Origin of the sequence: Mesorhizobium sp. KR1-2 (assembly GCF_040045035.1) — a bacterium.
In the GTDB taxonomy this organism is placed as follows: Bacteria; Pseudomonadota; Alphaproteobacteria; order Rhizobiales; family Rhizobiaceae; genus Pseudaminobacter.
Genome location: NZ_JBDZDS010000001.1, coordinates 87,000 through 100,650 on the forward strand (window position 1 = coordinate 87,000; position 13,651 = coordinate 100,650).

12 protein-coding genes are annotated in these 13,651 nt (G+C 64.1%); 2 read left to right on the forward strand and 10 right to left on the reverse strand.

Annotated elements, in window-relative coordinates:
• Position 1 precedes the first annotated feature (1 nt).
• The 3 genes from ABLE85_RS00490 to ABLE85_RS00500 all read right to left on the reverse strand — a co-directional run bounded on the left by ABLE85_RS00490 (position 2) and on the right by ABLE85_RS00500 (position 3,024).
• Positions 2–1,558 carry an NADH-quinone oxidoreductase subunit NuoF gene (locus tag ABLE85_RS00490; RefSeq protein WP_348790734.1) on the reverse strand — a complete coding sequence of 519 codons (1,557 nt, stop codon included), beginning with the start codon at positions 1,556–1,558 and terminating at the stop codon, positions 2–4.
• Positions 1,555–2,034 carry a formate dehydrogenase subunit gamma gene (locus tag ABLE85_RS00495; protein ID WP_348790735.1) on the reverse strand — a complete coding sequence of 160 codons (480 nt, stop codon included), beginning with the start codon at positions 2,032–2,034 and terminating at the stop codon, positions 1,555–1,557. Before ABLE85_RS00495 ends, ABLE85_RS00490 begins: the two co-directional genes overlap by 4 nt.
• A gap of 90 nt (positions 2,035–2,124) precedes the next feature.
• Positions 2,125–3,024, reverse strand: a complete 900-nt coding sequence (locus tag ABLE85_RS00500; protein WP_348790736.1) for a LysR family transcriptional regulator — start codon at positions 3,022–3,024, stop codon at positions 2,125–2,127.
• A 279-nt stretch (positions 3,025–3,303) separates the two neighbouring features.
• On the opposite strand from ABLE85_RS00500, the gene ABLE85_RS00505 reads away from it, so the two are divergent.
• Positions 3,304–4,473 (forward strand): Mrp/NBP35 family ATP-binding protein, encoded by a 1,170-nt coding sequence (locus ABLE85_RS00505; protein WP_348790737.1) that lies wholly within the window; start codon positions 3,304–3,306, stop codon positions 4,471–4,473.
• A 3-nt stretch (positions 4,474–4,476) separates the two neighbouring features.
• Here the strand turns inward: ABLE85_RS00505 and ABLE85_RS00510 are convergent, their stop codons facing one another.
• Complete coding sequence (locus ABLE85_RS00510) at positions 4,477–4,929, reverse strand: carbon monoxide dehydrogenase subunit G (protein WP_348790738.1); 453 nt, start codon at positions 4,927–4,929, stop codon at positions 4,477–4,479.
• Between the two features lie 144 nt (positions 4,930–5,073).
• The gene (locus tag ABLE85_RS00515; protein WP_348791417.1) at positions 5,074–5,808 is read right to left on the reverse strand and encodes a class I SAM-dependent methyltransferase; all 735 of its coding nucleotides are present in this window, start codon (positions 5,806–5,808) and stop codon (positions 5,074–5,076) included.
• A gap of 148 nt (positions 5,809–5,956) precedes the next feature.
• Between ABLE85_RS00515 and ABLE85_RS00520 the strand changes: the two genes are divergently transcribed.
• A complete protein-coding gene (locus ABLE85_RS00520; RefSeq protein ID WP_348790739.1) occupies positions 5,957–7,759 on the forward strand; it encodes an IlvD/Edd family dehydratase in 1,803 nt (600 codons plus the stop codon).
• A 208-nt stretch (positions 7,760–7,967) separates the two neighbouring features.
• Here the strand turns inward: ABLE85_RS00520 and ABLE85_RS00525 are convergent, their stop codons facing one another.
• From ABLE85_RS00525 to ABLE85_RS00545, 5 genes are read right to left on the reverse strand one after another with little or no spacing between them, the layout of a single operon-like run.
• Positions 7,968–8,798, reverse strand: a complete 831-nt coding sequence (locus ABLE85_RS00525) for a dipeptide ABC transporter ATP-binding protein (RefSeq protein ID WP_348790740.1) — start codon at positions 8,796–8,798, stop codon at positions 7,968–7,970.
• Positions 8,795–9,643 carry an ABC transporter ATP-binding protein gene (locus ABLE85_RS00530; RefSeq protein ID WP_348790741.1) on the reverse strand — a complete coding sequence of 283 codons (849 nt, stop codon included), beginning with the start codon at positions 9,641–9,643 and terminating at the stop codon, positions 8,795–8,797. The genes ABLE85_RS00525 and ABLE85_RS00530 overlap by 4 nt, the downstream gene beginning before the upstream one ends.
• A gap of 1 nt (position 9,644) precedes the next feature.
• On the reverse strand, positions 9,645–10,553 hold the full coding sequence (locus tag ABLE85_RS00535) for an ABC transporter permease subunit (RefSeq protein ID WP_348790742.1): 909 nt from the start codon (positions 10,551–10,553) through the stop codon (positions 9,645–9,647).
• Positions 10,554–10,560: 7 nt separating this feature from the next.
• On the reverse strand, positions 10,561–11,568 hold the full coding sequence (locus ABLE85_RS00540) for an ABC transporter permease subunit (RefSeq protein ID WP_348790743.1): 1,008 nt from the start codon (positions 11,566–11,568) through the stop codon (positions 10,561–10,563).
• A gap of 55 nt (positions 11,569–11,623) precedes the next feature.
• Positions 11,624–13,216, reverse strand: coding sequence for an ABC transporter substrate-binding protein (locus tag ABLE85_RS00545; protein WP_348790744.1), 1,593 nt, complete (start codon positions 13,214–13,216; stop codon positions 11,624–11,626).
• Positions 13,217–13,651: the final 435 nt, after the last annotated feature.

Below are 13,651 nucleotides of genomic sequence, written 5' to 3' on the forward strand. Positions count from 1 at the left end.
CCTATTCCGCTGCCTGGGCGACCGCGACCGGCCGGAAATCTTCGGGGAAATGGGTAAGCGCGCTCATGACCGGGTAGGGCGTGAAGCCGCCCAGCGCGCAGAGCGAGCCGAACTTCATCGTGTTGCAGAGATCAGTGACCAGCGCGAGGTTCTTCTCGGGCTCGATGCCGCCCGCGACCTTGTCCAGCGTTTCGACGCCGCGCGTCGAGCCGATGCGGCAGGGCGTGCACTTGCCGCAGCTTTCGATGGCGCAGAACTCCATGGCGAAGCGGGCCATCTTCAGCATGTCGGCGCTGTCGTCGAACACGGTGATGCCGGCGTGGCCGATCAGGCCGTCGCGCTTGGCGAATTCCTCGTAGTCGAAGGGCGTGTCGAACAGCGCGCGCGGGAAATAGGCGCCCAGCGGGCCGCCAACCTGCACCGCCTTCACCGGCCGGCCGGTGGCGGTGCCGCCGCCGATCTCGTCGACGATCTCGCCCAGCGTCAGGCCGAAGGCCACTTCGAACAGGCCGCCATGCTTTGCATTGCCGGCGATCTGGATCGGGATGGTGCCGCGCGAGCGGCCCATGCCGAAGTCGCGGTAATATTCCGCGCCCTTGTCCATGATGATCGGCACCGAGGCCAGCGAGATCACGTTGTTGATGACGGTGGGCTTGCCGAACAGGCCCTGGATCGCCGGCAGCGGCGGCTTGGCGCGCACCACGCCACGCTTGCCTTCCAGGCTGTTGAGCAGCGAGGTCTCCTCGCCGCACACATAGGCGCCTGCGCCGGAGCGGATCTCGAGGTCAAAGGCTTGGGAGGACCCTAGGACGCTCTTGCCGAGAATGCCGGCGCGCCGTGCCACTTGCACGGCCTTGTTCATCACCGCGATCGCGTGCGGATATTCGGAGCGGATATAGACAAAACCCTTGGTCGCGCCGGTGGCGAGGCCGGCGATCGTCATGCCCTCGATGAGCACGAAGGGGTCGCCTTCCATGATCATGCGGTCGGCGAAGGTGGCCGAGTCGCCTTCGTCGGCGTTGCAGACGATGTATTTCTGCTCGGCCGCCGTGTCGTGAACGGTCTTCCACTTGATGCCGGTGGGGAAGCCCGCGCCGCCGCGTCCGCGCAGGCCCGAATCGGTCACCTGCTTGACGATGTCGGCCGGCACCATCTTCACCGCGTTCTTCAGGCCGGTGAGGCCGCCATGCGCCTCATAGTCCTCCAGCGACACCGGGTCGGTGATGCCGCAACGGGCGAAGGTGAGGCGGGTCTGCTTGGCGAGGAACGGGATTTTTTCAGGATCGCCGAGCGAAAGCTTGTGCTGGCCGCCGGAAACGAAGCCGGCCTCGAACAGCGACGGCACGTCCTTGGCCGAAACCGGGCCATAGGCGACGCGGCCGGCATCGGTGGCGACTTCCACCATCGGCTCCAGCCAGTAGAGGCCGCGCGAGCCGTTGCGCACAATCCGCGCATCGATGCCGTGCGCAAGAATTTGCGCTTCGATTGCCTTGGCCACCTTGTCGGCGCCAAGCGCCAGTGCGCCGGAATCGCCGGGAACGTAGATGGTAACGGTCACGAGCGCACCTCCGCGACGATTTCCTCGATCTTGTCGGCGTCGAGCCTGCCGATCACTTCGCCGTCCAGCATGGCGGCCGGCGCGCAGGCGCAAAGGCCGAGGCAGAACACCGGCTCCAGCGTCACCGAATCGTCCTTGGCCGTCTCATGGAAGCCGATGCCCAGCGCCTGGCTGATCTGGGCCGCGATGGCGTCGGCGCCCATGGACTGGCAGGCCTCGGCGCGGCAGAGCTTCAGCACATGCCGGCCGGCGGGGTGGTTGCGATAGTCGTGATAGAAGGTGACGACGCCGTGCACTTCCGCCCGCGACAGGTTCAGCGCCTCGGCGATGACCGGCACGGTCTCGGACGGCACGTGGCCGAATTCTTCCTGGATGCCGTGGAGAATCGGAAGCAGAGGGCCTTCCAGATCCTTGAATTCGTCGATGACCGATCTTGCCTTGGCGGCGACGTCGGTACCTGCCGACTGCATGGCCATGCAGCGCCCTCCCTTTCTGTAATCAAGCAAAGCTAGTCAGAACGGGAAAGCGCAATCAATATAGCAGTTTCGTTGGACGATAGAAATTTTCTATTGAAGGGCGACGAGGCGTGCCGCAAGCAGACGCGCCTCGTGCATCAATGCCGAAACGATCGGCGTGTGCGGCTCGCGGTGCGCGGCCACCAGCCCCACGAGATGGCTGGCATCCGGCTCGACGATGGGGATGGCGCGGATGGGTTCGGCGAAGCCGAAGGTCTCGGCGAGATTCAGCGGCATGATCGAGGCCCATTTGCCGGTGCGGATATGCGAGAACAGAACGATCATCGAGTTCGATTCGAGCGTGGTCTGCGCCTTCACTCCGGCTTCTTCCAGATGCCGGTTGATGATGCGGCGGTTCTGCATGTCCGGCGTCAGCAGGCACAGCGGCAGCGTGCTCACCTCGGCCCAGGTCACCGTCTTGCGGTCAGAGTAGGGTGTGCCTGCCGCGGTGATGAGCTGGTAGCGCTCCGAATAGAGCGGCACCGAAGCGACGCGGCCGAGCGGCTCGTTGTCGAGATAGGTGATGCCGATGTCGATCTCGAGGTTTTCCAGAAGCGTCAGCACCTCGATCGAGGTGCGCGAGATGATCGAGAACGTTACCGCGGGGTGCTTTTCGTGGAACGGCGTGGTCAGGCGCGGCGTCATGGCGAGCGCGGTGGGGATTGCGGCGATGCGCACATGGCCGGAGAGGCCGTGGCGCGCCGCGCGCATCTCCTCGCGCATGGTGCGGGTGTCGCCGACGATGCGGCGTGCCCATTCCAGCACGCGGCTGCCTTCCGGCGTCAGCCCCTGGAAGCGCGAGCCGCGCTGCACCAGCATCACGCCCAACTGGTCCTCCAACTGCTTGATGCCGGCAGAAAGGGTGGGCTGCGTCACGCCGCATTCCTCGGCTGCGCGGCCGAAATGCTGCTCCTTGGCGAGCGCCAGAAAGAATTCGAGCTTGTCGATCATGCGGCGAAACTAGCGCTTTGATTCTTTGAGCGCCAGCAGTGACTTGATCGTAGTCGACCGGCCGCTCGTCTCGGCAATCAAGCCGCCGCCCGCTCCAGTTCGGCGGTGTCGATCTTGCTCATCTGCATCATCGCCTGCATCACCCGGCTTGCCTTTTGCGCACCCGGCGGAAGCTTTTCGTCTGGATGTCGCGCCGACCGCGCGGGACCGGCGCTTGGTTCTGGCGGCAATATGCATTATCTCAAGCCAAACACTGCGGCCTGAAACAGAAGAAGCATCATGTCAGTCACCAGAGAAGTCGTTCTCGAAAAGCTCAGCACGATCAAGGGCCCCGATCTGGAAGGCGACATCGTCAGCCTCGGCCTGGTCTCCGAAATCTTCATCGCCGACAGCAAGGTCTTCTTCTCGATCACCGTTCCGGCCGCCCGGGCCAAGGAACTGGAGCCGCTGCGCGCGGCTGCCGAGCGCGCGGTGAAATCCATTCCGGGCGTCGCCAGCGCGATGGTGGCGCTGACCGCCGAGAAGAAGGGCGGCGGGATGGAAAGCGCCCCGCCGCGCCCCGTTCCGCCCCGCCCGGCAGCGCCGGCCACGCCGCCGCGTCCTGCACCCCACGCGCCCGCCGGCCACCAGCCGGGCAAGCGCGGCGTGCCTGGCATCGAGGCGATTATCGCAGTGGCTTCCGGCAAGGGTGGCGTCGGCAAGTCGACGACCGCGATCAATGTCGCGCTCGGCCTTGCCGCCAACGGCCTGAAGGTCGGCGTGCTCGACGCCGACATCTACGGCCCTTCCATGCCGAAGCTCCTCAACCTCCACGGCCGGCCGCAGACGGTGGACGGCAAGGTACTGAAGCCGATGGAGAAATACGGGCTCAAGGTCATGTCCATGGGCTTCCTCGTCGACGAGGAAACGCCGATGATCTGGCGCGGGCCGATGGTCATGTCGGCGCTCACCCAGATGCTGCGCGAGGTCGATTGGGGTCCGCTCGACGTGCTGGTGGTCGATATGCCGCCCGGCACGGGCGACGCCCAGCTCACCATGGCCCAGCAGGTGCCGCTGGCCGGCGCGGTCATCGTCTCGACGCCGCAGGACCTTGCGCTGATCGACGCACGCAAGGGCCTCAACATGTTCAAGAAGGTCGACGTGCCCCTGCTCGGCATCGTCGAGAACATGAGCTACTTCGTGGCCCCCGATACCGGCAAGCGCTACGACATTTTTGGCCATGGCGGCGCCAAGAGGGAAGCCGAGCGGCTCGGCGTCACGTTCCTTGGCGAAGTGCCGCTGGAAATGGGCATCCGCGAAAGCTCCGACGCCGGCGCGCCGGTGGTGGTCTCCAAGCCCGACGGGCTGGAGGCGCAAACCTATCGCGACATTGCCTCGAAGGTCTGGACGCGGGTTCAGGAAGAGCGCGGCGCAGCCGAGGCGGCTGTGCCGAACATTGTGTTTGAGTGAGCGCTACCCCGCGCTCACTTTTTCCCCAAAACTCGAAAAGAACTGCCCGGCGAGCTTCTTCGATGTTGAAGTGATCAGCCGGCTGCCGAGCTGGGCGATCTTGCCGCCCACATCGGCCTTGGCCTCATATTTGAGAATGGTGGTGTCGGGGCCGTCCTCGGTCAGCGTCACGTCGGCGCCGCCCTTGGCGAAGCCGGCGATGCCGCCCTTGCCCTCGCCGGTGATGGTGTAGGAGTGCGGCGGCTTCAGGTTCGTCAGCGTCACCTCGCCGGCGAAAGTTGCCTTGATCGGCCCGATCTTCAGCACCACGGTGGCCGCCATGTCAGTGGGCGATTTCATCTCCAGGCTCTGGCAGCCGGGGATGCATTCCTTCAGCACTTCCGGGTCGTTCAGCGCCTCCCACACCTTCTGCACGGGCGCGGCGATGTGTTCTTCACCTGCGATGACCAGAGCCATGACTTCCTCCCGAGTGGATTGCTCCGAGAGGGGTACTGGACACGGCGTTTCTTGTCTATCACACCAAAGTGCTTAGAGCATTTTGCAGCCAAGCGGAATCGCTTGGCGTCGCACAAATGCGGCTAAGAAACCGGGCCTTCCCGGCTAGCGCAGCCGCCCGATCGGGATGATTTCGCGTGAGGTCGGCGTCCACGGCGCTCCGTACCAGTCGCCCAGCCAGCGATCGGCGGCAAGCCCGGCTTCCTCCAGCATGCCGGTCAGCGCGTCCTTGTCCGGAAAGGCGATTTTTGACTCGGCATGGAAACGGCGGCCGTCAGCTGCCTCGTAATGAGTCTCGTAGGTCACGACCCCGGCCGCTTCGTCCCACGCCGCGTCGTTCCAGCCTTTCACCGTGCCGAGGCGCGGGTGCTCGACCGACCGCTGCGACTGCTCCGGCACCCATTCCAACCACTCCCGCGCTGCCGGATTGCGGCTGTCGAAGATGAAGCGACCTTCCGGAGCGAGGTGGGCAGCGATGGTGGCCAGGACCGCCCGCTGGTCCTCCGCGGTCAAAAACACCTGGAAGGCGTGGCCGGTCAGCAGCACCAGGTCGAATTTCTTGCCCAGCCGCACGTTGCGCGCGTCGGCCTCCACCCACTCCACGCTTTGGCCGCCCGGCCGGCTGCGCGCCACGTCCAGCATGGCGCCAGCCGGATCGACGCCGGTAACGTCTCGGCCGGTCGCGAGGGTCACCGCCACCTGGCCTGTGCCGCAGCCGAGGTCGAGCACGCTGCGCGCGCCTTCGGCAAAGGCGATGCAATAGTCGAGATCGGCGCCGCCGTCGTTTTCGAGGTCGTAGAACTGCACCAGTTCGGGGTCGATATAAAGGCGGTCGTCGATCAGGCTCATGCGGGAACTCCTCCTTATTGCACGCGCTGATAGCATCTTGGGCGGCTTTCGTCTTCCCCGCGCGCTCTCCGCGCCGTGGCTCTTGCGGCCCCCAAAACCTTGTCATAACGATTCTACAGCCGCATTCCGGGAGAAGCCGATGGCCGATACCAAGACGCCCAAGAAATTCCGTTCGCAGGAATGGTTCGACAATCCCGACAACCCCGGCATGACCGCGCTCTATCTCGAGCGCTACCTGAACTATGGCCTCACACGCGAAGAGCTGCAGTCGGGCAAGCCGCTCATTGGCATTGCCCAAACCGGCTCGGACCTGTCGCCCTGCAACCGCCACCACCTCGAGCTTGCCAAGCGCGTGCGCGAAGGCATCGTGGCCGCCGGCGGCATTCCCTTCGAGTTCCCCTGCCATCCCATCCAGGAAACGGGCAAGCGCCCCACCGCCGCGCTCGACCGCAACCTTGCCTATCTCTCGCTCGTCGAGGTGCTCTACGGCTATCCGCTCGACGGCGTGGTGCTGACAATCGGCTGCGACAAGACCACGCCGGCGCTGCTGATGGCGGCGGCCACGGTCAACATTCCGGCCATCGCGCTGTCGGTCGGCCCCATGCTCAATGGCTGGCACAAGGGCAAGCGCACCGGCTCGGGCACCATCGTGTGGGAATCGCGCCAGCGCCTTTCGGCCGGCGAGATCGACTATAACGAGTTCATGGAGATCGTCGCATCGTCCGCCCCCTCGGTCGGCTATTGCAACACCATGGGCACCGCCACCACCATGAACAGCCTGGCCGAGGCGCTGGGCATGCAGCTGCCGGGCTCGGCTGCCATTCCCGCGCCCTACCGGGAGCGCGGCCAGATCGCCTACGAAACGGGCAAGCGCATCGTAGGCATGGTGTATGAAGATCTGAAGCCTTCCGACATCATGACGCGCGAAGCCTTCGAGAACGCCATCGTCGTCAATTCGGCCATCGGCGGTTCCACCAACGCGCCGATCCACCTGAACGCAATCGCGCGCCATCTCGGCATAAAACTCGACAATGACGACTGGCAGGCCATCGGCCACAAGATCCCGCTGCTGGTGAACCTGCAGCCGGCCGGCGAATATTTGGGCGAGGATTTCTGTCATGCCGGCGGTGTGCCGGCGGTGGTGATGGAACTGATGAAGGCACGCCTTCTGCCGCATCCCGGCGCGGTGACCGCCAACGGCAGCCCCATCGGCGAGAATTGCGGCGCGGTCGAAAACCTCAATCCCGAGGTCATCCGGCCGGTCTCCGATCCGTTGAAGAAGGATGCCGGCTTCATCAATCTCAAAGGCAATCTGTTCGACAGCGCGATCATGAAGACCAGCGTGATCTCGAAAGAATTCCGCGAGCGCTATCTGTCGAACCCTTCCGACCCCGATGCCTTCGAGGGCAAGGCGATGGTGTTCGACGGGCCGGAGGATTACCACGCCCGCATCGATGATCCCGCTGTCGGCATCGACGAGCACACCATCCTGTTCATGCGCGGGGCAGGGCCTGTCGGCTATCCCGGCGCTGCCGAGGTGGTGAACATGCAGCCGCCGGCTTACCTCATCAAAAAAGGCGTGCACTCGCTGCCTTGCATCGGCGACGGCCGCCAGTCAGGCACTTCGGGTTCGCCCTCCATCCTCAACGCCTCGCCGGAAGCGGCGGTCGGCGGCGGGCTGGCGCTGCTGAAATCGGGCGACCGCGTGCGCATCGATTTGCGCAAGGGGACCGCCGATATCCTGATCGGCGACGAGGAGCTGCAGAGCCGCCGCGCCGCACTACAGGGCAATGGCGGCTATCATTACCCGGACCACCAGACGCCGTGGCAGGAAATCCAGCGCGGCATGGTCGACCAGCTGTCGGAAGGCATGGTGCTGAAGCCGGCGACAAAATACCAGCGCGTCGCGCAGACCAAGGGCATTCCGCGGGACAATCATTGAGCGAATGCGCGGCCTTCCCTCCCCCTTGAGGGGAGGGTGGCCCGAAGGGCCGGGAGGGCTCGGCTCATGCCAAGCGCGGCCGCAATGGCCCTACGGGCATCTTGCGTTGTGTTTTGGAAGGGGAGGTGGGGGCCGGCGCACGCTATGATCCCTCCCCGATCCGCTGCGCGGATCGCCCCTCCCCTGAAGGGGAGGGGGACGTTGGCTCTCAGGCCGCCTGCTTGCGCGCCAGCCGGGCCCTGATGCTTTCCACGTCGGCGCGGGGCGTGGCTGCAAACAGCGTCTTGGTGTAGCTGTGCTGCGGGTCCGAAAACACCTCGTCGCGGGTGCCGTATTCCACCGCCTCGCCGAAATACATCACCATCACCTCGTCGGCGATGTAGCGCACCACCGAAAGGTCGTGGCTGATGAAAACGTAGGTGAGCTTGAGTTCGTCCTGCAGGTCGGCGAGCAGGTTCAGCACCTGCGCCTGCACCGAAAGATCCAGCGCCGAAACCGGCTCGTCCAGCACCAGCAGGCTCGGGTTCAGCATCAGCGCGCGCGCAATGGCGATACGCTGGCGCTGGCCGCCGGAGAACATGTGCGGATAGCGGTTGAAGTGTTCCTCGCCCAACCCGACCTTCTTCAGCATCGCCATGGCGCGGTCGCGCCGCTCGGAGGCCGGCATGTCGGTGTTGATCTTCAGCGGCTCGCCAAGCACGTCGCCGATCTTCTGGCGCGGGTTGAGCGAACCGTAGGGGTTCTGGAACACGATCTGCACCTTGCGGCGCATCTCGGGCGTCAGGCCCTCACGGGCGATGTCCACCTTCTTGTCGTCGATGAACAACTCGCCCGAGGTCGGCGCATCGATCAGAGTGATGATGCGTGCGAGCGTGGACTTGCCGCAGCCGCTCTCGCCGACGATTGCCAACGTCTTGCCCTTCTCGACGGAGAAGCTGACGCCCTTCAGGGCATGCACGGTGCGCGCCTTGGAAAAGAGCCCGCCCGCGACATGGTAGTCGCGCTTGATATGCTTTGCTTCGAGAACCGTGTTGGTCATGCCACCGCTCCTTCCGGCGCATCGAGCACAAAGTCGGAGACGGTGGGCAGACGGTCGCCGGTGGCGTTGTCGGGCAGGGCCGACAGCAGCGCCTTGGTGTAGTTGCTCTTGGGCGATTCAAACAGGGAGAGCACGTCGGCTTCTTCCATCTTGCGTCCCTTGTACTGCACGACGACGCGGTCGGCCGTCTCGGCGACCACGCCCATATTGTGGGTGATCATGATCAGCCCCATGCCGTGCTCGGCCTGCAGCCCCATCAGAAGGTCGAGGATCTGCTTCTGGATCGTCACGTCGAGCGCGGTGGTCGGCTCGTCGGCGATCAGAAGCTTGGGATTGCAGGCAATGGCAATGGCGATCATCACGCGCTGGCACTGCCCGCCCGACATTTGGTGCGGGTAGGAGTTCAGCCGTTCCGCCGGATCGGGAATGCCCACTTGCTGGAACAGCTCGATGGCGCGGGCGCGGCGCTGGGTGCGGTCCATGCCCATGTGCACGCGCAGCACTTCCTCGATCTGGAAGCCGACGGTGAAGCACGGGTTGAGGCTCGCGATCGGCTCCTGGAAGATCATGGCGATGTCTCGGCCGATGATCTTGCGGCGCTGCTCGGGCGTCATGGCGAGCAGGTCCTTGCCGTTGAAGGTCATGCTGTCGGCCTTCACCGTGGCGGTCTTGGGCAGAAGGCCCATCACCGCCAGCATCGAGACGGACTTGCCCGAGCCGGATTCGCCCACGATCGCCAGCACCTCGCGCGGCTCGATCGACAGATCGATGCCCTTCACGGCCATGAACTCGCCGGCGCTGGTGTCGAAGGAAACGCAAAGGTTCCTGATTTCAAGAAGCGGCATCTTACGATCTCTTCAGCTTGGGGTCGAAGGCGTCGCGCAGGCCGTCGCCGATCAGGTTGATTGCAAGCACGGTGATCAGGATGGCCAGACCCGGGAAGGTCACCACCCAGGGCGCGCGCAGGATGAACTCGCGTGCCGCGGCCAGCATCGTGCCCCACTCCGGCGTCGGCGGCTGCGCGCCCATGCCCAGGAAGCCCAGCGCCGCAGCCTCGAGAATGGCGTTGGAGAAGGACATCGTCGCCTGCACGATCAACGGTGCAAGGCAGTTCGGCAGGATGGTCACCAGCATCAGGCGACTATTGCCTGCGCCGGCTACCCTGGCCGAGACGACATATTCGCGGTTCTTCTCGGCCATCACCGCAGCACGCGTCAGGCGCGCGAAGTGCGGCTGCAGAACGACTGCGATGGCGAGCATGGCGTTGAACAGGCCAGGCCCGAGGATCGCCACCAGCACCAGCGCCAGAAGCAACGACGGGAAGGCGAGGATGATGTCCATCACGCGCATGATCACCGTGTCGACCCAGCCGCGGAAATAGCCGGCGAGAAGGCCGAGGATGATGCCGCTGGTCAGTGCGAAGGTGACGACGACGACACCGATGAACAGCGAGTAGCGCGCGCCGAAGATCAGTCGCGAAAGGATGTCGCGGCCGACGGCATCGGTGCCGAGTATGAAGTTCGACGTGCCGTTCGCCCACCACATCGGCGGAGTCAGCAGCGCATCGCGATACTGTTCGTTGGGCGCGTGCGGTGCGATCAGCGGGGCGAAGACCGCAACCAGCACCAGCAGTGCGAAGACGATGAGGCCGAGGACGGCCCCGCGGTTCATGGAGTAGTAGTGCCAGAACTCGGCAAGCGCGCCCGGACGGGCGGCGGCTGCCTTGGCCGGCATAGCAGTAGCTTCGTTGCTCATCCTTGCCTCACTGCACGCGGATGCGCGGGTTGATGACGGCGTAGAGGAGATCGACGACAAGGTTCACGGCCATGACGATCAGGGCGATCATGAGCAGGCCGCTCTGCACGACGACGTAGTCGCGCTTGCCGATGGAATCGATCATCCACTTGCCGATGCCCGGCCAGGAGAAGATGGTTTCGGTGAGGATCGCGCCCGCCATCAGCGTGCCGACCTGAAGGCCGATCGTGGTCACGACCGGGATCAGCGCATTGCGGAACGCATGCATGCCGATGACCCGGCGCGGCGCCAGACCCTTGGCGCGCGCGGTGCGCACATAGTCTTCTCCCAGCACCTCCAGCATGGCCGAGCGCGTCTGGCGCGCAATGACGGCGAGAGGAATCGTGGCCAGCACGATCGACGGCAGGATCAGGTGGCTGACGGCAGACGAGAAGGCGCCCTTCTTGCCCGACAACAGGCTGTCGATCAGCATGAAGCCGGTATGAGACGGGAAGAAGTATTGCAGGCCGATGCGGCCGGAAACCGGCGTCCAGCCCAGCGTGCCCGAGAAGAAGATGATGAGCAGCAGGCCCCACCAGAAGATCGGCATGGAATAGCCGGTCAGGGCAGCGCCCATGGTGAGCTGGTCGAACCAGGAGCCGCGCTTGACGGCTGCGAAGATGCCGGCGGGAATGCCGATCAGGATCGCCAGCAGCATGGCGACCGTCGCCAGTTCCAGCGTGGCCGGAAACAGCGCCAGGAATTCGCCGAGCACCGGCCGCTTCGTGGCAAGCGAGATGCCGAAATCGCCGTGCAGGACGTTGCTGATGTAGTCGAAATACTGGACCCAGATCGGGCGGTTGTAGCCGAAGCGTTCAAGCAGCTCGGCATAGCGTTCGGGGCTGACGCCGCGTTCCCCGGCCATGGCCAGGATCGGATCACCGGGGAGCAGACGCACGAAGGCGAATGCAGCCAGTGAGATGCCGAAGATCGTCGGAACGATCAAGGCGAGTTTGTGGAGGATATAGCGGAACATGGTTGTGGCGATGGCAAGACTGCGCCCCGGAGGGCGCAGTCCCCATTCGCTTTTCTTATTCGGCGATGTCGACGCCGTCGAAGCGGTGGATGCCGAGCGGATCCATCTCGAAGCCCGAGACGTTCTTGGTCATGGGCATGAAGACCTTGGAGTGGGCGATGGTCAGCCACGGCGCTTCGCGCTTGAAGATGACCTGAGCTTCCTCATAGATCTTGGTGCGTTCGGCCTGGTCGGTCGTCTTCTTGCCCTTCTGGAGAAGGTCTTCGAAGTCCTTGTTGCACCAGATGGCGTAGTTGGACTGGCCGATGGCTTCGCAGCCGAGCAGGAACAGGAAGTTGTCCGGGTCGCCGTTGTCGCCGGTCCAGCCGAGCTGGAACGCGCCGTCGCGGTCGTTGGCCTTGCCGCGGGTGCGGTATTCGGTCCACTCGTAGCTGACGATCTCGGCCTTCACGCCGACCTTGGCGTAGTCGGCCTGGATCATCTCGGCGACGCGCTGGGCGTTCGGGTTGTACGGACGGCTGACCGGCATGGCCCAGATCTTCATCGAGAGATCCTTGACGCCGGCTTCATCGAGCATCTTCTTGGCCGCATCCGGATCGTACGGATCGTCCTTGATCTCGGTGTTGTAGCCCCACATCGTCGGCGGGATCGGGTTGACGGCCGCCTGGCCGGCGCCCTGATAGACCGCGTCGATGATGGCCTGCTTGTTGACGGCCATGTTGAGGGCCTTGCGGACCTCGGCCTTGTCGAACGGCGGCTGCGTGGTGTTGTAGGCCATGTAGCCGATGTTCAGGCCTTCCTGCTCGTCGACCTTCAGGTTCTCGTCAGCCTGCAGGCCAGCGATGTCGGCCGGGGCCGGGTAGGACATGATGTTGCACTCGCCGGCCTTCAGCTTCTGCGCGCGCACTGCCGGGTCGGGAGTGATGGCGAAGATCAGGTCGTCGATCTTCTGGCGGCCGCCGAAGTAGCCATCCCACGCGGCGTAGCGGATGACGGCATCAACCTGGTAGTCGACGAACTGGAAGGGACCCGTGCCAACCGGCTTCTGCGTGAACTGCTGCAGGTTGCCGGCCTTTTCCAGCTGATCGGCATATTCCTTCGACACGATCGAAGCGAAGTCCATGCCGAGGTCGGGCAGGAAGGCGACTTCCGGCGTTTTGAGCACGAACTTGACGGTCAGGTCGTCGACCTTGACGATTTCCTTGAGCAGATCCGGGAAGCCCATGCCGGTGAAGTATTCCCAACCGGTGCCCGGCAGGTAGTCGAACCAGGGGCTGTCCTTCTTCCACTGGCGCTCGAAGGAGAAGATCACGTCGTCGGCGTTGAGGTCGCGGCTCGGCGTGAAATAGTCGGTCGTCTGGAACTTAACGCCCGGACGAAGCTTGAAGGTGTATTCGAGGCCATCGTCCGAGACCGTCCAGCTCTCGGCCAGACCGGGCATGATGCTGGTCTTGCCGTGCTCGAACTCGACCAGGCGCGAATAAATGGTGCGCGAGGACGCGTCGAAATCGTTGCCGCCGCTCCACGGCGACGGGTCAAAGCCTGCCGGCGACGCTTCCGAGCAGTACACCAGAGTTTTGGCATTCGCTGCGCCGCCCAAGACGGTTGCAGCCGCAAGAGCAGCTGCAAAAGTCAGCTTCTTTATCATTGAACACTCCCTGTCGTGATCCAAGCCCCTCTACCAGGCTTTGAAGGCCGCATATAAGCATCGTTTTTGGGCCATTGGAACTCCTGTTTGCACATCATTGGGCCAGCAGAACAAAGTTTCAACATTTTGGCGTGCGCGCGCCATATTGTTTCGATTCGAGGGCTCTATACGAAATACATCTCGTTGAAATGCGCCGATCCCACTTCTGGCACGAGCTTTGCCGGCGCCTTTATGATTGTGCTGACGCAGCGTAAACCTGGGTTCCGGGCGTCGTTCTGCGCCATCCCTTGCGGGCTTCGCGACCCATGTGACGCAGGGGTAAGGCTTGCGTGCCCCGCGCTTGTCACAATACATTGAAGTTAAGGCGGTTTTTTTACTCGAATTACCGCGTGGAAAACGCGGCCGGACTCCGGGGTGGGCCGAGACCATAGAATG

Coding starts and splice junctions, on each gene's coding strand:
- ABLE85_RS00545 (WP_348790744.1), bottom strand. CDS start 13,216: ATGATAAAGAAGCTGACTTTTGCAGCTGCTCTTGCGGCTGCAACCGTC.
- ABLE85_RS00535 (WP_348790742.1), bottom strand. CDS start 10,553: ATGAGCAACGAAGCTACTGCTATGCCGGCCAAGGCAGCCGCCGCCCGT.
- ABLE85_RS00530 (WP_348790741.1), bottom strand. CDS start 9,643: ATGCCGCTTCTTGAAATCAGGAACCTTTGCGTTTCCTTCGACACCAGC.
- ABLE85_RS00505 (WP_348790737.1), top strand. CDS start 3,304: ATGTCAGTCACCAGAGAAGTCGTTCTCGAAAAGCTCAGCACGATCAAG.
- ABLE85_RS00510 (WP_348790738.1), bottom strand. CDS start 4,929: ATGGCTCTGGTCATCGCAGGTGAAGAACACATCGCCGCGCCCGTGCAG.
- ABLE85_RS00525 (WP_348790740.1), bottom strand. CDS start 8,798: ATGACCAACACGGTTCTCGAAGCAAAGCATATCAAGCGCGACTACCAT.
- ABLE85_RS00520 (WP_348790739.1), top strand. CDS start 5,957: ATGGCCGATACCAAGACGCCCAAGAAATTCCGTTCGCAGGAATGGTTC.
- ABLE85_RS00540 (WP_348790743.1), bottom strand. CDS start 11,568: ATGTTCCGCTATATCCTCCACAAACTCGCCTTGATCGTTCCGACGATC.
- ABLE85_RS00500 (WP_348790736.1), bottom strand. CDS start 3,024: ATGATCGACAAGCTCGAATTCTTTCTGGCGCTCGCCAAGGAGCAGCAT.
- ABLE85_RS00495 (WP_348790735.1), bottom strand. CDS start 2,034: ATGGCCATGCAGTCGGCAGGTACCGACGTCGCCGCCAAGGCAAGATCG.